Origin of the sequence: Mucilaginibacter defluvii (assembly GCF_039543225.1) — a bacterium.
GTDB lineage: Bacteria > Bacteroidota > Bacteroidia > Sphingobacteriales > Sphingobacteriaceae > Mucilaginibacter > Mucilaginibacter defluvii.
Window position 1 is genome coordinate 431,331 of the sequence record NZ_BAABJI010000001.1, and the last position, 17,812, is coordinate 449,142.

13 protein-coding genes are annotated in these 17,812 nt (G+C 46.0%); 6 read left to right on the forward strand and 7 right to left on the reverse strand.

Annotated features, from left to right (window positions below; all coding sequences use genetic code 11):
* Both ABD960_RS01855 and ABD960_RS01860 read right to left on the reverse strand, forming a co-directional pair.
* On the reverse strand, window positions 1–993 hold the full coding sequence (locus ABD960_RS01855) for an ABC transporter transmembrane domain-containing protein (RefSeq protein WP_345329210.1): 993 nt from the start codon (window positions 991–993) through the stop codon (window positions 1–3).
* Between the two features lie 191 nt (window positions 994–1,184).
* Complete coding sequence (locus ABD960_RS01860) at window positions 1,185–1,523, reverse strand: hypothetical protein (RefSeq protein ID WP_345329211.1); 339 nt, start codon at window positions 1,521–1,523, stop codon at window positions 1,185–1,187.
* 337 nt (window positions 1,524–1,860) lie between these two features.
* Here ABD960_RS01860 and ABD960_RS01865 point away from each other — a divergent pair, with 337 nt between their 5' ends.
* From ABD960_RS01865 to ABD960_RS01875, 3 genes are all read left to right on the forward strand, one after another.
* Window positions 1,861–3,738: a DUF4859 domain-containing protein gene (locus tag ABD960_RS01865; protein WP_345329212.1), complete on the forward strand. Its 1,878-nt coding sequence runs from the start codon at window positions 1,861–1,863 to the stop codon at window positions 3,736–3,738.
* 260 nt (window positions 3,739–3,998) lie between these two features.
* Window positions 3,999–5,501, forward strand: a complete 1,503-nt coding sequence (locus ABD960_RS01870) for a PhoX family protein (RefSeq protein WP_345329213.1) — start codon at window positions 3,999–4,001, stop codon at window positions 5,499–5,501.
* A gap of 78 nt (window positions 5,502–5,579) precedes the next feature.
* Window positions 5,580–7,367 carry a cytochrome c peroxidase gene (locus ABD960_RS01875; protein ID WP_345329214.1) on the forward strand — a complete coding sequence of 596 codons (1,788 nt, stop codon included), beginning with the start codon at window positions 5,580–5,582 and terminating at the stop codon, window positions 7,365–7,367.
* A gap of 71 nt (window positions 7,368–7,438) precedes the next feature.
* Here the strand turns inward: ABD960_RS01875 and ABD960_RS01880 are convergent, their stop codons facing one another.
* Genes ABD960_RS01880 through ABD960_RS01890 form a run of 3 tightly spaced genes read right to left on the reverse strand, consistent with a single transcriptional unit; the run spans window position 7,439 to window position 12,915 of the window.
* Window positions 7,439–8,731, reverse strand: coding sequence for a TolC family protein (locus ABD960_RS01880; protein ID WP_345329215.1), 1,293 nt, complete (start codon window positions 8,729–8,731; stop codon window positions 7,439–7,441).
* A gap of 10 nt (window positions 8,732–8,741) precedes the next feature.
* A complete protein-coding gene (locus ABD960_RS01885; RefSeq protein WP_345329216.1) occupies window positions 8,742–11,849 on the reverse strand; it encodes an efflux RND transporter permease subunit in 3,108 nt (1,035 codons plus the stop codon).
* A 7-nt stretch (window positions 11,850–11,856) separates the two neighbouring features.
* A complete protein-coding gene (locus ABD960_RS01890) occupies window positions 11,857–12,915 on the reverse strand; it encodes an efflux RND transporter periplasmic adaptor subunit (RefSeq protein ID WP_345329217.1) in 1,059 nt (352 codons plus the stop codon).
* Between the two features lie 192 nt (window positions 12,916–13,107).
* On the opposite strand from ABD960_RS01890, the gene ABD960_RS01895 reads away from it, so the two are divergent.
* Window positions 13,108–13,734 (forward strand): TetR/AcrR family transcriptional regulator, encoded by a 627-nt coding sequence (locus ABD960_RS01895; protein WP_345329218.1) that lies wholly within the window; start codon window positions 13,108–13,110, stop codon window positions 13,732–13,734.
* Between the two features lie 77 nt (window positions 13,735–13,811).
* Here the strand turns inward: ABD960_RS01895 and prfH are convergent, their stop codons facing one another.
* On the reverse strand, window positions 13,812–14,426 hold the full coding sequence (gene prfH, locus ABD960_RS01900; protein WP_345329219.1) for a peptide chain release factor H: 615 nt from the start codon (window positions 14,424–14,426) through the stop codon (window positions 13,812–13,814).
* A gap of 4 nt (window positions 14,427–14,430) precedes the next feature.
* Window positions 14,431–15,831: an RtcB family protein gene (locus ABD960_RS01905; protein WP_345329220.1), complete on the reverse strand. Its 1,401-nt coding sequence runs from the start codon at window positions 15,829–15,831 to the stop codon at window positions 14,431–14,433.
* An 8-nt stretch (window positions 15,832–15,839) separates the two neighbouring features.
* On the opposite strand from ABD960_RS01905, the gene ABD960_RS01910 reads away from it, so the two are divergent.
* On the forward strand, window positions 15,840–15,980 hold the full coding sequence (locus ABD960_RS01910; RefSeq protein ID WP_345329221.1) for a hypothetical protein: 141 nt from the start codon (window positions 15,840–15,842) through the stop codon (window positions 15,978–15,980).
* A gap of 413 nt (window positions 15,981–16,393) precedes the next feature.
* Window positions 16,394–17,812, forward strand: coding sequence for an alkaline phosphatase family protein (locus ABD960_RS01915; RefSeq protein ID WP_345329222.1), 1,419 nt, complete (start codon window positions 16,394–16,396; stop codon window positions 17,810–17,812).

The window sequence follows — 17,812 nt, forward strand, 5'->3', positions numbered from 1 at the left end:
TTAGTTTTCCTCCTCCAATTCCATATCGGTAACTACGGCAAGTTTTTCACTGCCGGTAACCATGTCAAACAATGTGTTCAGGTTGGTCATTAATTTTTCAACCGCGTAGCTAATTTGTACAACAATTACCTCAGCTGCTACGAACTGCCCAAAGGTCATCTGTCTTTCAACCACAAAGAATGATCCCAGCAGCAGCAGCGCGCCCATCAGCACCGTGCGCAGGGCAACGGCGCTAACAAAAAATTTCCGCAGCACGCTAAAGTGATCGTTACGGGCCATCAGGTATTTTGCGTTTATTTCGTCGGTAGTTTTAACTACTTTATCCATCATTAATTTATTGCCCCTATAATTATCAAGGTCGCCTGCTACTTCCTCCAGATGGGCAACCAGTTCATATTTATGCTCCGACTCTTCAATACTCGTATCAACACCCCGGCGATAGTAAAGTAATACAGTAGCTACTATAGCTCCTATGGCCAAAAAGCCAAAAACAAAGAAAACCGGGTGATAAAACGTAAGCAGTACAGCGCTAAAAAATATCTGCACTGATGAGGCAACAATATCAACCAGCAACTTGGTAAGGCCTTTTTGTATAGTTAAAATATCAAAAAAGCGGTTAACCAGTTCTGGTACATGTTCTCCTTCCAGTTCCTGCTTTTTTATTCGCGGCAGCCTGTAGGCAAACTCCATTGATGTACGTGTAAATATTTTTTGTTCCAGAAATTCAACCAGCGTGAGTTGGCCTATCAGCAGCGCGCCGCCAATAATTACGCCAACAAGCACCACGGTTATCAGCAGGTAGGTAGAGCTATACATAGCGCCGTTTGAGAGTAGGTTGAATACAGCCGTTGTGCCAAGCGGCAAGGTAAGGCCAATTAAACCAATCAGCAGCGCGTAAATAAAAATATAGTTGATGGTTGACCGCTCGTAATGTAACAGTCTAACAAGCCGTTGCCAAGGAGTAGGGGCATTAATGATTTTTTTCTTTTTCATAAAAAGATAAAAAATAATATATTAAATAAAAATGTTGTTAAGTAAGATAGCGGGCGTTCAAAACCGATCGTTTTAAGCTGTAAACGCTTTATTACAAGCACTATGGCTTAAACTATATACATGGTTGTAAATATTATAACCCGATATATAATAAATCAAAGTATAAATGGTTTTGACTTGAGAAAATATTTTCAGGCCATGTTTGGAGGCGGTGTGAGCACATCGCGCAGGGGCTCTTTAAATATGGAGAAGCTATATACCCCGTAAACAGGAGACGATGGAATTATATGGTGTACAATGTTATAAATATAGCCGTATTCATAGCACGAGTACAATTTTTTATCAGCCTTGTCAAAACAGTTTTCACCCGTGCGGTTACTGCCCTCTTCTTCGGCTTTTTCTACGGCGTAGGCTTTGCTGATATTTTTATAGTACCCGATAAACAGATCGCACGATTTTAGCGCCAGCACCGCAATAAGCAGCAGGCCTAAAATTGTTTTAAAATATCCGTTTCGCAGTATCCCTGTCATTTTCAGGTGGCAAATATAAGTCAAAATGAACTTAATGATCTCTGAAAAGCGTTAATAAACTGTTAAAAAACACAAGTGTATGACAAATTTAATTTTTAGTTATCTGCTATTAGCGATTTATTAAACAGTTGTGAGAAAAGTATTAGAAAAGGCTTTCCGATACCTGTAATTTTCGTTTTCTCATATGCGTTTTGATCTAAGAGCCTTTAAAAATATGCGTTGCGATAGGAAATACCACAGTTATAAAGGATAAAATTCGCTAAACATAAGGCAATATCATCAGCATAGGGTAAGTATCAACTTATGATATTTATAAATAATATATAACCTATAAATTATGATGACGTTAGCGCAAAGGATCAACCCCGGGAATTACCTCGCTTGGCTTAAAACATTACTCTGCCTGTTGGTAATATTCAGCTTGTTTTTGGGCAGTTGTAAAAAAGCACAGCGCGGGGATGAGCAGCCCGCGCCGGAGCCGGCAAAAAAGGACACGCTGGCTATTTACACGCCGCAGGAATTTAAAGACAACGACTTTAATAATCCGGCAAGTAAATGGGCTTACAAGCGCAGCCGCCAGTCAGAACATTTCATAGTTTTTTGGGACGCTAAGTACGGGGCGAATGACCCGAACGCTGCTGCAGTGCCCGAGCAATACCGTGTAGATATTAATGACTTGTTGCTAAAGGCCGAAGGTTTTTACAAGCTCAATATCAATACGCTTAAGTTTGCCGAGGTAGGCAATGGTAAATCTAACCTGGATAAATACAAGATGATGATCTTTTTGTATTACCAGGATGAGTGGCTGGCAACAGGCTCCGGGTATGACGATGTGATAGGCGCGCTATGGATAAGCCCCAATACAGTAAAGCCGGTAGGCTCTACGCTGGCGCACGAGATAGGCCATAGTTTTCAATACCAGGTACGTTGTGACAAGGGCGGAGCATTCGGCTTCAGGTATGGGTTCGGCGGTAAGCCGGGCAATGGTTTTTGGGAACAAACCGCGCAATGGCAGGCTTTTCAAAGCTATCCGGAAGAAGCTTTTAGCTCCTATGATTTTGGTGTGTACATGGATAATTGCCATCGTCACTTTCATCATGAAGCACAACGTTACGCGAGTTACTTTCTGCAAACCTATTGGGCATCAAAACACGGTATTGAAATTGTTGGCCGCATTTGGCGCGAGGCCTTGCAGCCCGAGGATGGCATACAGGCCTATATGCGTTTAACCGGCATCAATAATAAACAGCTTAATGATGAAGTGTACGATGCCGCCGCCCATTTTGCCACCTGGGATATTGACGCGATAAGAGACATCGGCGCCGGTTACATAGGGCAGCAACCGTATGAGTTTGACAAGCTGAGCGATGGTAGTTTCCAGGTAAAATATTCGCGTTGCCCGGGTACTACAGGCTTTAATATAGTACCTGTTAAAGTTCCCGCAGGCGGAAACATAATAAAAGCCGCCTTTACCGGTTTGGCCAATGCCGGCGGTTATAACCAGGTTGATGCCGCCAAAGCCGGTTGGCGATATGGTTTTGTTGCCTTACTAAACAATGGTACACGCGTATATGGCACCATGTTCGAAAATAAAAGCGGTGATGCCAACTTTACAGTACCAGCCAATTGCAGCAAACTATGGTTTATAGTAACCGGCGCCCCCACAACGTATGCCCAGCACGGTTGGGATGATGATAACAGCAACGATGAGCAATGGCCATATAAGATTAAATTTACCAACACCACATTGTTAAATGATATTGAGATTCCAACGGGATCAACGCCTAAGGATGTTACTTTTAATATAGATGTTACCGTACCTTACGATACCGAGAACTACAGTCGCAGCACCGTAACTCCTGATCTGGAAAAACTTGCGCAGGCCTTTGTGCTTACTCCGGCACAGATAACGCAAGGATTAGCCAATAAAACCATTAAGTTTTACGCGGTTGAAAGTAACGGTACGCTTAACGCGCAAACTACAGCCAATGGTTACGGCCACTGGTTTAACGCCGCCGGTAATGTTATTGGCTGGGGAGGCGATGCCCGGGTATTCTCAGAAATGAATGCCGATAAGTTTACTTTCGATATAGGGCAATTCCCGAAACAAGTGGTGCTAAACGATAAATTTAACATTAGCCAGGCGCTGGTTTATGAATATGCAACAGATAAAACTGTAACAGCTACCTTTAAATTTGCCGTAACTGTTAAATAAGCCTGATCGCCTTTTATCTGAATTTTTGCAGAAGCCACATCGTAAAAAGGTGTGGCTTTGTGTGAAAATAGCATAGATTTCAGGTATTTACCGGTCGTGTTAATTAAGCCGGTCAAAGTTTTTATACCATATGCGCACGTTGCTAAGTATCCGGGCAATAAAGAATACTTCTAAATAACGTGTTGTTGATTAGCTTAACATGCGCTTTACTTTTTTGCAACATGGTGGATTTAGTTTTGGCACAAACAGAACTATTACACATGAACAATTTTTTACTTAACCGAAAAGCATTAAGTATTGCTGTGGCCCTTTTTGTAAGCTCGGCAGTGGTTTTTACCGCTTGTACCAAGGACAAAAATGACGATGGAGAGGTGCCAACGCCAACCCCAACCGCTCCGATTGAACTGAAAGACTTTTCAGTAAACCCCTCGTTAATTAAAACGATGAGCGGTTTTGAAGATCTGAAGATCACTACCCTGATCAGTTCTGACGATGTGTTGGCTGAGTCGCCAAGCTTTATATTCGGTGCACAGCCTGATGGTGCCGGTATACTTAAAAACCCGGCAGGCGAAGGTTTTATCATGATCAATAATCACGAGATATTGCAATCAGTATCACGCGTGTATCTGGATAAGAACTTTAAACCGGTTAAGGGTGAATACATTGTTGATTCGGACGGCGGCATGACACGATTATGCTCTGCTACCATGGCAACGCCTGAGGAGCATGGTTTTGCTAAACCCACCTTTTTAACTGCCGGCGAAAGCGGTGCCGAATCCATGATCCATGCTATCGATCCGTTAGCTGCTGCTGATAAAAAGAATAATCAAAGAACCGTAGCCGCCCTTGGCCGCTGGAGCGCCGAAAATGCGGTACCACTGCCTAAAGGCAGCTTTACCGGTAAAACCGTTATTATGATTGGCGAAGATGAAGGCGACGGACAACTGGCCATGTATGTATCAAATACCCAAGGCGACCTGCAAAACGGTAAGCTGTATGTAATGAAACGTACCAATAACGATCCTGTTGAAACCAACATGAGCAAAGGCCAGGCTTACGATGTTGAGTTTGTAGAACTTGATAACGTAAAAAGCAGCACCGGCGCGCAATTGCAACAACAAACAATTGATAAAAAAGCTTTGATGCTTGCCCGTGTTGAAGATATTGACTACCGTAAAGGAAGCGATGCCAACGGCCGTGAAATTTATTTTACCGCGACCGGCGTTAGCCAGGGCGATAAGTTAACCCCAGTAAGCGGAAAAACCATGTGGGGCCGTGTTTACAAATTGGTTCTTGATGCTAACAACCCGCTTAAAGGCAAACTGGAAGTAGCGGTTGACGGTGCCGACGATCCGGGTAACAGCATTGTTAACCCTGATAACCTTTGTGTAACCGAAAATTATGTTTACATACAGGAGGACGGCGATTCTTTTTACAAGAACAACAACCACGATGGTACCATCTGGCAATTTGCAATGGCTAACAAATCACTGAAAGCCATGCTGCAAATGAACCATCGCCGTACAGACGCCACGTTTAACACCAAGTATAATCCATCAAACAACTTGCAGTTAAGCACCTGGGAGTATGGCGCTATGTATGATATTTCTAATCTTACAGGCATTCCGAACACATTCGTGGTAAATATTCACCCGCACACCTGGACCAGCGATAAATATAAAAATTCTGACGGTGGCACAACCCGCTTAACCAACAACAGCGAGGGTGGCCAGGTTGTCATCGTTCGTGGCGTAGCCAAGTAATTAGTAATTTTTTCAAAAGGTCCCCCTGTGGTAATGCCGCAGGGGGACTTGTTTATACAGGAATTTTTAATCTCCAATATGTCCGGAAAGTACCGCATCATTATTCCGTTATTACTAATAGTTATAGCTGTGTTCTTTGCGTTCTGCAAACGCGATGAAAAGCCGCCTGCACAGCTCGTAAAGCAATCATTTGATAAGGAACTGGTACAGTTGCAGGCCATAGTTGATCAGAAACTGTTTCCGGCAGTTCAAAAGTTTGATCTGGCAAAAAGCAAAACCGCTTTTCTGGATGCACGAAATCAGTATAAAAGGGTGGAGTATTATATAGAATATTTTTTCCCCTCCACGGCCGTAATGATAAACGGAGCGCCGGTTGATGAAATTGAATTGGGCGAAAACCTGGTTGAAAACCCGACCGGTTTCCAGGTAATGGAAGGCCTGATTTATGGTGACGAACCTGCAAAGAACGCTGATGAGCTGCTTAACGAAGTGAAAAAGATGCAGCTTAACCTGAAAAGGGTTGCCCGCTTTAATGCGCAATACACCATTACGGATGCGCAACTGTTTGATGCCATCAGGCTGGAAATTTTCAGGATAACCGGGTTGGGCATTACCGGCTTTGATACACCTGATGCCTTACAATCTGTACCCGAAGCCGCGACAGCGCTAAGCGGCGTAAGTACTGTACTCGCTGCCTATGGCGATAGTGAGGCGTTAACAACATCGCGGAGGGCTGCCGATTATCTAAATAAAAACCATGATTTTAATAGGTTTGACAGGCTGCTATTTATAACTGATTATATTGATTCGCTGGGTTTACAAATAGGTGAATTACGCAAAAAGCTTGGCATTACTACCGCAGCGAGCGGCTCCGCGCTTAATGATGATGCCGTAAGCCTTTTTCAAAATAAGGCCTTTAATGTAAACAGGTTTGTAGGTAACAGTTCCGAGTTTATCAGCAAAGAAAAAGTAACATTAGGCGAGGCCTTATTTAACGATGTAATCCTGTCCAACAGCGGAAACCGGAGTTGCGCAAGCTGCCATAACACATCAAAAGCCTTTACAGACGGCCTTACAAAAGCAGCTGCCATAAGCGGCAACAAATCACTTCAGCGTAACACGCCAACACTGGCTTATGCAGGTTTACAACGCGCCTTTTTTTACGATCTGAAAGCAGGCTCTCTTGAAGATCAGGCGCTTGACGTGGTTCATCATAAACAGGAAATGGATGGTTCTCTGGATCAGGCTTCGCAGCGTATCAATTTAACTAAACGTTACAAGGCCTTATTTGATAAGGCTTATAATGATAGCACAGGTAAAGCAAACCCTTGGCGTATTCAACATGCGCTGGCATCTTATATACGTTCATTGGCTCCGTTCAATTCCAGGTTCGACCGTTATATGCGTGGCGATAAAACGCAATTGACCAATGAGGAAAAGCGCGGCTTTAACTTATTTATGGGGAAAGCCAAGTGCGGGAGCTGCCACTTTGCGCCGGTATTTAACGGTACCGCCCCACCGCTATTTAATAAAAGCGAGGCAGAGGTATTGGGCGTGCCTTCAAGCGCTGATACGTCAGCCTTAAATATTGATGCCGATCTGGGCCGGTACTCGCTATACAATTATCCGCAGTACAAACATGCTTTTAAAACTTCCACTGTTCGTAATATAACCAAAACGGCTCCGTACATGCACAACGGGGTTTATAAAACTTTAGATGAGGTTCTGGATTTTTACAACAGGGGTGGCGGTGCAGGTATGGGCATCGCGGTTGATAATCAAACGCTTTCGTCAGACAAGCTTAATCTGACCAAACCCGAGATAAAAGCCGTTATTGCTTTTCTGGGAGCTTTAGAAGACCAATAAATAGTTGACACCGGTATTTTACACAGAAAAGGGTGCAGGCTTATGAGTCTGCACCCTTTTGTCATTTGTTGTTATCTTTCGTTCCCGCTTGCGGTAAGGTACCGGTAAACAGCCAGTTGGTTGTAGTAATCGGTATAAGCGGTGGTGAGTGTGCCTGCTGCTTGCTGGTAGCTGGCCTGAGCATCCAGTACATCTGTTACCGGGCTAAGTCCGGCTTTGTAATTATCCTGGTTAACCTTCATGTTTTCAGTGGCCAGTTCCAGGTTTTCGCGCGCGTATACAATTTGTGTCAGTTGGTCTTTCATATTGTACCAGTAGCGCGTTATACCCAGCCTGATCTGGTCCTGGGCATCCCGCAGGTCATTTGCGGCTATGCTTTCGTTAAGCTTTTGCTGTCTTACCTTTTGCTTGCCTCGTCCCCACAAACCGTTTGAAATGGGTATGCTCACGGTTAAGAATCCCGAAGGAACAAATGAACTACCCAAACCGCTGTTAAACGAGCCGGCTTGTGCTGCGCTTATACCTACTGACACGCTGGGCAAGTTATCGCCTTTAGATAAATTGGTCTGAAGTTTTTGTGCATCAATACGTTTCTTAAGTAACTGATAGTCGAGGTTTTTAGCCAGCAACGTATCCGGCGATGCTCCCGGTAAAACCGGTAAACGCTGTTTGTCCAGCGTGTCCTTCATCGTCATGGTCGAATCAAATGCAAGCCCGGTGTACATGGAAAAGTCGAGCAAGGCAACCCGGCGCCCGTTTTGCAGTTTGCTTTTTTGCACCTTTAGCTGACTTAGCTGAACTTTTACCTTTAAGAGGTCATTCCGGGCAATCAATCCCGAAGCGAGCATGTCCTTTTGCATTTTAAGCACGCTGTTAAGCAGTACTTCATTAGCGGCAACAGTTTTTTGCTGCTCCTGTATGTTAACCAGGTTCCAGTATTTTTGCTCGGTTAGCAGCAATACCGAATCTGTTGATTGTTGCATGCGGATTCGCGTTACTTCCAGTTGCAATGCGGCCAAATCGTTGCCGGTTTTTATTTTGCCCCCTGTATACAGCGGCTGCATGCCGGTTACGCCTAGCAGGTAAAAGTTATTAATGCCCTTTTCAAGCAATGGCGGCATGGCCGATATAAAATCCTTAAACCCCAAAAGCCCCACGCCAGTAGCGCTTACCGATGGCAGATAATCGGCTTTGGCGGCTGCCACGCCTGCTTTTGCCGATTCAACACGTAGCTCCCCGTTTTTCAGGGTGTTGCTGTATGATAGCGCCGCGTCTTTACTTTCGCGCAAGGTAATTACCCGTTGCTGGGCAATTGCGGGTATATGGCTTATAGCGATTATTAAAACTAAAATATATCTTTTCATAAACGTTATGTTAAGCATTGGGGCTTGGTTGATTTTCAGTCCGCTGCTTATCTTCTTTACGGAAGAACAGCCAATACATGGTTGGTAATGCAAACAGGGTAAGCAGCATGGATACCAGCAGGCCGAAGCAGATAACCGTACCCAGTGGACCCCATAGTGATGATCGGCTGATGATCATCGGGATAACGCCTACAGCTGCCGCCGATGAGGTCAGGAATATAGGCCGCATCCGTCGTTCTGCCGATAGTTTGGCGGCTTCGAACACCGATGCCCCTTCGTGATGGCGCAGCTCCTCGGCAAAGTCAATCAGGATCACGCCATTCCGTACTACGATGCCGCAAAGCGCAAGCAAGCCTAAAAACGAGGTAAAGCCAAAAGGATAACCCGCAACCAGCAACCCGAACGACGCGCCCAAGATGCTCAGCGGCATGGTGGTTATACTCAGCACAGCGTGTTTTAAGTGCTTAAAGTGCCACAGCAATATCAGGAAGATAAGAATTACGCTCAGCCCTAATGCCATACCCATGGGCCCCATATTTTCGTTTTGCAGTTCGAGTTCGCCACCGTATGTGATCTCAACACCCTGCGGAAGTTTGACTTTTTCGATATCCGGTTGCAGCTCTGCCAGTACACCGTTGGCTACCGCGTCGGGCTCCACATCCATGCGTACTGTAAGCGTGCGTATGCTGTTACGACGAACAATCTGGCCCTCATTCCAGTCCGGTTTAAGCTCAGCTACCTGCCGCAGTGGTACCGCCGCGCCGGTATTGGGCGACATTACCTTGAGCTCATTCAGGCGGGCAACATCCATACGTACTTTTTGGGGCGTTTTGATCTCCACATCTATCGGATAGGTTTCTTCCCAAAGCTGGGTGGCCTTTATGCCGGTTGTTTGGGCGGCTATGGTATTGGCAATGTCGTTTTTGCTGATGCCCAGGCGTGCGGCTTCGGTAGTTTTTACATCGATGCTTAAACCCTGTTGCATATCGTCATAATCCGTACGTACCCAGGTGATCTGTTTATGGCGTTTGCCTATAGCCGCTACTTTGTAAGCTACTCTTTTAAGATCAGCTATGCTGTCTCCCGAGATACGGACTTCGATCGGTGCCTGCGCATTCACCATGTTAAGCTGTTTCATGCGTACATAGGCAATAGGAAACTGCTCGCTGTATTTAGGGATGTACTCTTTGATTAATTCCTCGGTAGCATCTTCCGATTCGGTATTCAGCAATATCTGCGCGTAATTTTTTGCGGGCAGGTTTGGTGCATATACCATGTGAAAACGCGGCGAGCTATTGCCTATAAAGCTGGTGTAATTTACCACACGCTTATCTTTAGCCAGTATGCGCTCCATCTTTTTTACCACACTGTCCGTTTGTGAGAGGCTGTAGCCGCTGGGCAGGTAGATCTCGATAGCGAACTGGTTGCGCTCCACTTTAGGGAACAACTGCTGAGGCAGTAACCCCATCAGGAAAACGCCCACAACTACTGATAGTATAGCGAAAAGCACTGTTAACCGGTAATGGCGCATGGCATTGCCGATGTGTTTATTGAAAAAGTCCTGCAAGCGGTCAAGAAAGGATCTTTTATCATCCTTTTTATCGCCATGCACAAGGCCTTTTTTGATGAATAAGGTGTTAAAGAATGGTACCAGCATCATCGAGATCACCAAGGATAGGGTAAGGGCGATGATGATGGTGATGGGGAACACGCTGATAAAATCCTTGGCTGTACCCGTCATGAAGAACATCAGCGGTACAAAGGTTGCCGATATGGCCAACGTAGCTGTAAACACTGAAGGAAAAAGCTCTTCGGCACTGCTTTTTGCGGCATCCCAAACGGACATGCCATGATCCAGCTTTTCGATGTGATTATCTATAACCACAATCGGGTCATCCACTACTATACCCAGTACCACAATAAGCGCCGCAAGGGTAACTGTATCCAGCTCAATGCCGGCCAGGTACATTATGGCCAGCGTTGCGGCAATGGTTATGGGTATGGTTGCCGCCGCTACTGCCGCCACGCGGAAGGGCAACAACAGCAAGGCCACAATAATTACCCCGATCAGCGCGAAGGCAAACTCCTTCATAAAGTGCGCTATTGATTCATCCACCACCTCGGGCTGATTGGCCAGCTTAACCATCTTGATGTCCTGCGGTAAATGCTCGCGCACCACGTCCAGGCGTTCTTCCAGCTTTTCGCCAAACTGTACAATGTTTTTTCCGCTCACCATTTCCAGCGAGATAATGATGGATTTTGTGCCGTTGGCGGTTACATAGCTGTCGGGTTCCTGGTACTCGCGCTTAATGCTGGCTACATCACGCAGCCTTACGGTGTTGCCTTGCTGATCCTGCTTTATAATTTGTTCGGAAAGATCGGCCTCGGTTTGAAAGAATGTGCTGAGGTGTATCGGGCGGTCGATAACGTTACCCTTTTCAACCCCCGCCGGCGTGATGGCGCCCGCGTTTTGCAGCACCTGCATAATGGTATTAACAGATATGCCCTGCTGTTGCAGTTTGTTATTATCTATATAAACCGATATCTGCTCGTTAAGGTTACCGCTGTGCGATATTTTGGCTACATCCTTAACATGGCGCAACTGCGATTCAATATATTCTACGTTATTCAGTAACTCCTTATACGGGCGGTTTTTTGATTCAACCGCCATAAGCAGGGCAGAGGTACTGCCAAAATCACTGTTCACATAAAAGCCGCGCACTTCCTTTGGCAACTGGGCTTGCAATATGAACATGCCGTTCTTAATCTTATTCCAAAAGGTTTTGCTCTGAACGTCGTTATACTTGTCTGATACCTCAACAAATATGTACATCATCCCATCGCGCGAGTAGGAGTAGGTCTTGGTTTTATCAACTTCGTTATTGCTAAAGAGATACTCTTCAACCTTTTTGGTGAGCTGCTCCTCAACCTGCTTGGCCGAAGCGCCGGGATACATGCCTATTATAACTCCCTGCCTGATGGTAAAATCCGGAAACTCATTCCGCGGCATATTAAATAATGCCGCTATACCGAGTATAAACAATATCAGGGCAAGCACCACCGGAAGTACATGGTACTTCATTGCCCATTCAATCATGTTTTCTTTTTTCTCTTTCATGTGGGCGTTATTTGTTGATGGTTACAGGCGTTTGATCGGCAAGCTTTTGATAGCCAGAGGTGATTAGTTGCTCATTGCCCTTAAGCCCCTCGGTAATGGCAATGCCGTTGCTGTAAAGCTGGCCGGTTTTAACCTGCCGGCGTTCGGCCTTATTGCCTGATGCTACCAGGTACACAAACTGGTTGCCTTTTTCATCAACCTGTACGGCCTGTACCGGTACCACAACACCGGCGCTATCGGTTTTAACGGCGCTTGTTTTTGTTGTATTGAAGTTGACCTTGCTTAACATGCCCGGTTTAAGCATGCGGTCGGGGTTGGATATTTTAACCTTAACATTGTAATTAGCGGAGGTATTAACAGCCAGAACGCCTACTTCAGAAACTACTCCCTCGAACAGGCGGTTGCCTATCGCGTCTATTTTAATAGTGGCCGGTGTGCCAGCCGGAAAGCGGTTCACCTCATTCTCGGGCACTGCTACCAATACCTGTACCGAGCGGGTATCAAGCAGCTGCGCAACAGGTTGCCCGGGGCTGGCCAGGCCACCGGCTTCAAGCATTTTCTGTCCGATATAGCCCGACTCGGGCGCATAAAGGCGCGTGTGCGCAATGTTTTGGTAAGTTGCCTTGGTCGCCGATGTTGCCTGCTCGTAATTTGATTTGGCTTCGAGCATTTTTATTTCGGCAATGCTGCCTTTGCGGTAAACTTCTTCTATACGTCGATAATTTTCCTCCGCAAGCTTAGCCTGCGCCAACTGGGCGTTGTACTGATTGCGATAGGTAGTTTCATCAACCTGTGCAATCAGTTGTCCTTTATTTACATAATCACCGGCTTTTACCGGGAACGATACAATAGTGCCTGAAACCTGGAAGCTCAGATCGATCACCTTATCGGCCTGTAGCGTACCGTCATAAACGGTTTGCTGCGCGGTTTCGCTGTTCACTTTGCTCAGGTCGCTTACCTCAACGGCCAGCGTGTCAGGTCCGCTTTTCGTTTTTTCTTCGTTACTGCATCCGCTCAGGCAAACCAGTACCGCGAGGGCGCCGCCCGCATTAATTATTGATTTCATGGTTTTAGGATAAAACATAAATGTGTGTTTGGCCTTTGTATCTTTTTTGATATATGAATTTTTCGATAAAACAATAAGCAAGTTCAACTGCTTTTTGAGTCGAATACAAAAACACATAAAATGTCCGTATGTTTTATAGGTTTTTTATTTTTATGACTTAAGATTTACCATTTTTGCCGGCGGGGCGTGAACATGAACTGTTTTAAAATCACAGATTTATTTAAAAAGAAGCAGGAAACTGCGGGTGACGGCGTGCGGGAAGAGATTATAGCCGGCGCTGAGATCGCTTTTCAGAAGTACGGGTATTTGCGGGTAACCATGCAGGATATCTCCAAAGAGGCAAAAAAAGTACGCAGTACCGTTTATAAATACTTTGGCAACAAAAATGAAGTGCTTGATGCCGTGGCGATCAAAATAATGTCGGCCATTATTCAGGATTGCCTGCTGGTAATCAGTAAAGAGCATTCATTTGCAATCAACATTGAAAAATATTTTAGCCTGAAGCTGGAAAAAATTAAAGAGCTGATGGTAACGTATGAATTGCTGATGGCCGATTTAAAAGCCGACCCGGCGGTGATCCTCACGCGGTCAAGAATCATGCTGGATGACGAGCTCGCGGTTATGGACGGAATAATTGTATGGGCGATGGAGAACAAGGAAATAAAACCCCTGAACGAGGAAGACCGCATGTTTTTGGCCGAGACGTTATACACGGCTTTTAAAAGCTTCGAGATGGACATTATATTATTTGAGCGTTTCCCGAAATATGACGAAAAGCTATCGTGGCTGGCACAAATGCTTCACAAAGGGCTGTCCTGATAGCTTGTACTTAAACATCGTACAAAGAAAATAATCGCGCCGCACCTTTTAGCACGACGCGATTTTCTCTGTTCCACTTACAGTTTTTCGCGGATGATTCTTACGGGATTACCACGTTCCAACGCGTGGTGGCTGAGCCATTGTTGCTGTTGCCGGGCAATCAGTTGTTCTGCCTGCAGGGCCATTACTTTAGCTTGTAAACGCTCAAGGCAAAGCTTTTTATTTTCGAGTTGCGAACGGCTGTCCATTGCCAAAACCTGTATGCCTGATGGTGCGTGTGTGCCGCGCACGGCGGTTTCAACCTTGTTTACGTTCTGTCCGCCAGGCCCCGAAGCCCGGCAGGTTTCTATTCGTACATCGGCATCATTCCATACAGGCAAAGCTTTAACATCAAACACGGCAACACCCACAAACCAGTTTTTACGCTTGTGCCCCTTACGATAGGGGCTTTCTGCTATCCATTGCACGGTTCCGTGCCAGGCAGCTGTAAAGCTGCTTAGCTCATTACCTTCAGCCGTAAACGTGGCCGATCTGAATGTTTCTTTATTTTCGCCAGCCACTAATTCAAGCGCTTGTGTTTTAATATTTTGTTGTTCGGCTTGTTGCAGCATCAACCGGTAAACCCGGGCAACTGCCCGGCAGCATTCGGCCGGGCCTTTACCGGAGGTTATTTGTATTATAATTTTTTTCATGTAATTACTCTTTACTCATCCTTACTAGTTTAGGCATAAACCTGCCCTGAACATCTACCAGCGCGTGTTGGGCTTCCATCACTTTATCAATGTTTTTATAAGCCTGCGGATTCTCTTCCACGCTGCCGCCAATAAGCGTTACATCAGCATTTGCGAGCAGCTTTTTCAGGCCCGAAACCGTCATGCTGTTTTTTGCTTTTTGCCTGCTCATGGCCCGGCCCGCGCCGTGCGATGCAGAGTACAATGCATCGCCTATACCTTTACCAGCCACCAGGTAAGCGGGTGTAGTCATGCTACCGGGAATAATGCCCATTTCACCGGCATGGGCAGGTGTGGCGCCTTTGCGATGTATAATTGCCTCGCGGCCGTCGGCTAGTTTATCCTTCCAGGCAAAGTTGTGATGGTTCTCAATAACAGTTAGCGGCTTTAAACCCAATGCTTTTAACAGGTTTGCGTGTATACGCTCGTGGCAAGCCCGCGCGTAATCTCCGGCCAGGGTCATGGCAAGCCAGTATTCCTGCCCGGCTTCGGTATCCATATCCAGCCAGGCTAATGGCTGCGCATGGCGCGGCAGTTTACAGGTATTCATGGCCAGCTGGGTATAGTGCTTGGCAATAGCCGCGCCTAAACCCCGGCTGCCTGAATGCGAAAGCAAGGCCACATACTTTTTAGCGGGCAGCCCCAAAGTGTTATCGGCGGCAAGCTCAATCGTACCAAACTCCACAAAGTGGTTGCCGTTGCCTGATGTACCCAACTGCCTCACCGCCTTACCGTGCAATGGCCGCAGAAACGGAAGTTCACGAAACACCGGGCTATCCAATACCTCATGTTCCTGCCTTACGTCAAGCCCGCCTTCCATCCCAAAATGGGTATGGTTTTTTAGCGCTTGTTTTACCTGGTAGGCATAGCGGTTAAAAAAACTCTCGCTTTCATCCACAATAGATAAGGCCATGCGGCAGCCAATATCCATACCTACGGCATACGGTATCACCGCGTTATCAGTAGCCAGCACACCGCCAATTGGCAAACCGAAACCCATATGGGCATCAGGCATAAGCGTTCCCTGTAAGCTAACCGGCAATTGCATGGCCAGTTCCATTTGCGTATGCGCCGCGGCTTCAATGTTGCGGGCACCGTAAGTTTTATAGGGTTGCGGCTGTTGCCGTAGTTCATGCACCGTAAATGCCGCCTCTTCGGGTTTCCCTATTATTTTTTCGGCTATTTTGCACGCCACCACGTCATTGAGGTATTGCTCGGGCCGCTGTAAAATATCAGTCAGCAGGCTAAGCAACTGTCCGTTGGTATGGTGTTTAAAATGTTTTGAAGCTATATTGATCACCAAACTACGCAGCTGATTATCGGTATAGCCAATTTTGCTTAAATCTTTTGTTTTTAAATTGCCCATGTGAGGGTATGATTTTAAAATCCGGTCGGTATATTTTCTTAGTTACCTCTCCGGATGATTTTAAACGCAATTTGTATGTACAGGGCGGCAGCATCTCTGTTAAGGATGAATGCGGATATACCTGCACACTGCAATTGCGTGTCGACTAAATAAATTGATTTAATTACGGGTTTTATTCATCCCGTGGATGGGATATACCCTTTCATGGTGCTACAGCAACCATACTAACAGGCAGGCCAAATATTTAACCGGTTGCATAAATGGCAACATCAGCTAAGCGTTTTCAAAAAATAAAAACAGGGAATGCGGCGGCCGGTCAGGCTTTAGGCGAAAGGGGCGATATGTGAATAAATTCAGTCATGATTCCTTGATATTTAAAAAGTTAACAGATCAGGAATTGATGCAAAGGTAAGATAAAACAAATAATATCTGCAAATTAATTAACAGGTACATCATTAAAGCCAGTTTATGGCGTTATGGTGAGCGGGCAGTAATAATCTGATTGTTATCTTTATCTTTACGGTTCATAAACTTTAAATCACAATTAATTACCATTATATAAATGCATAATAAAAAGCGGGTGTTGTTTTACCTGGTGGATGGAGCTCACAGCGAAATAATGCCCGAGCTGATAGCCAATGGCACCCTACCTAATATAAAACGTATAATTGATGAGGGCACTTACCGCAAGGCTACCAGTTGTTTCCCGTCAACTACAGGCCCCGCCTATCTGCCGTTTTTGACGGGGCACTATCCCGGCACTATGGGCATTACCGGTATACGCTGGTTTGATAAGCAGGAGTTTAAACGCAGCCGCTGGAACAAAATGGCCATGCGCTCGTATTGCGGACCCGAAGCTGCTTTTTTTAACACGGACATGCCGGCAGATAAGCCTACGCTTTTTGAGCTGATGGGTGAATCGTATAATCTGTACAACATGATCACCCGTAATGTTAAGGATGAGTATGATCTGGGTAAAAAGGGCAAAGGCTTGCTATACACCCGTGCGCACTTTTGGAAACACCATCACCCGGTAGATCACCAGGGGCATCAACGCGTGATGGAGATGCTGCAATCGGGTAAGGATTTTGATTTTCTTTTCGCGGTGTTCCCGAGTGTCGACTGGGATTCGCATTACCACCACGTGCGCGACGAACGTACCATTGAGGCTTATAAAATAGTAGATAACAGCTTGGGCGAAGTGCGTGCGCTGCTGCAAAAACAAGGCAAATGGGATGATACCCTTTTTGTGCTGACGTCAGACCATGGCCTTACCCCAACGCACACCCATTTGGATGTGGGCGACTGGTTCACCAACAACGGCCTTAAATCGGTTTATTATCCGGTTATCTGGAAAAGTAACCCAAAGTCAGCGGTGATGATATCAGGTAACTCCTTTGGCGCGGTACATTTGCTTGACCATAAAGGCGACTATGTGCTGCGCGAAAAGCAGATATTTGAGCTGATGGGCAAGGAGCGCTTTGATAAATTATTGAATGAGAACGCCATCGACTTTTCCACTTATCGTGGCGAAGCTGAGAATACCTATTATGTGCACAACCGGAACGGGCGCGCGCTGATCAGGAAAGAAGGGGAGACCTACAGCTACCGCCCTGAAACTGCCGACACGCTTAAACTGGGCGGCGATGTTATGGTAACCGGTCATCGTGCAGCATTGGAAGCGACGTTTGAAGGCGAATACCCGGATGCGCTGTTCCAGATCCATCAATTGTTTCAAAGCCGCCGGGCGGGCGATATTGTATTAAGCGCCAGCCTGGGGCATGATCTGCGCGACTTTTGGGAATACCCGGAGCACGTAGGCTCGCATGGTTCGCTGCACAGGCTGCATATGCATGTGCCGCTTATTTATAATCAAAAAAACTGGGCCACGCATCCGGCCCGCACTGCCGACCTTTTCAATACCATTTTGAAATGGAAAGGCATCACCCCACAATCATCTCAAGGCGAACCGCTATTTTAA

What these genes read in the sequence shown, in the direction of transcription:
- ABD960_RS01860 (WP_345329211.1), bottom strand. Translation starts at nt 1,523, where the DNA reads ATGACAGGGATACTGCGAAACGGATATTTTAAAACAATTTTAGGCCTG.
- ABD960_RS01865 (WP_345329212.1), top strand. Translation starts at nt 1,861, where the DNA reads ATGATGACGTTAGCGCAAAGGATCAACCCCGGGAATTACCTCGCTTGG.
- ABD960_RS01905 (WP_345329220.1), bottom strand. Translation starts at nt 15,831, where the DNA reads ATGGGCAATTTAAAAACAAAAGATTTAAGCAAAATTGGCTATACCGAT.
- ABD960_RS01875 (WP_345329214.1), top strand. Translation starts at nt 5,580, where the DNA reads ATGTCCGGAAAGTACCGCATCATTATTCCGTTATTACTAATAGTTATA.
- ABD960_RS01895 (WP_345329218.1), top strand. Translation starts at nt 13,108, where the DNA reads ATGAACTGTTTTAAAATCACAGATTTATTTAAAAAGAAGCAGGAAACT.
- ABD960_RS01890 (WP_345329217.1), bottom strand. Translation starts at nt 12,915, where the DNA reads ATGAAATCAATAATTAATGCGGGCGGCGCCCTCGCGGTACTGGTTTGC.
- ABD960_RS01880 (WP_345329215.1), bottom strand. Translation starts at nt 8,731, where the DNA reads ATGAAAAGATATATTTTAGTTTTAATAATCGCTATAAGCCATATACCC.
- ABD960_RS01910 (WP_345329221.1), top strand. Translation starts at nt 15,840, where the DNA reads ATGATTTTAAAATCCGGTCGGTATATTTTCTTAGTTACCTCTCCGGAT.
- ABD960_RS01870 (WP_345329213.1), top strand. Translation starts at nt 3,999, where the DNA reads ATGAACAATTTTTTACTTAACCGAAAAGCATTAAGTATTGCTGTGGCC.
- ABD960_RS01915 (WP_345329222.1), top strand. Translation starts at nt 16,394, where the DNA reads ATGCATAATAAAAAGCGGGTGTTGTTTTACCTGGTGGATGGAGCTCAC.
- prfH (WP_345329219.1), bottom strand. Translation starts at nt 14,426, where the DNA reads ATGAAAAAAATTATAATACAAATAACCTCCGGTAAAGGCCCGGCCGAA.
- ABD960_RS01885 (WP_345329216.1), bottom strand. Translation starts at nt 11,849, where the DNA reads ATGAAAGAGAAAAAAGAAAACATGATTGAATGGGCAATGAAGTACCAT.
- ABD960_RS01855 (WP_345329210.1), bottom strand. Translation starts at nt 993, where the DNA reads ATGAAAAAGAAAAAAATCATTAATGCCCCTACTCCTTGGCAACGGCTT.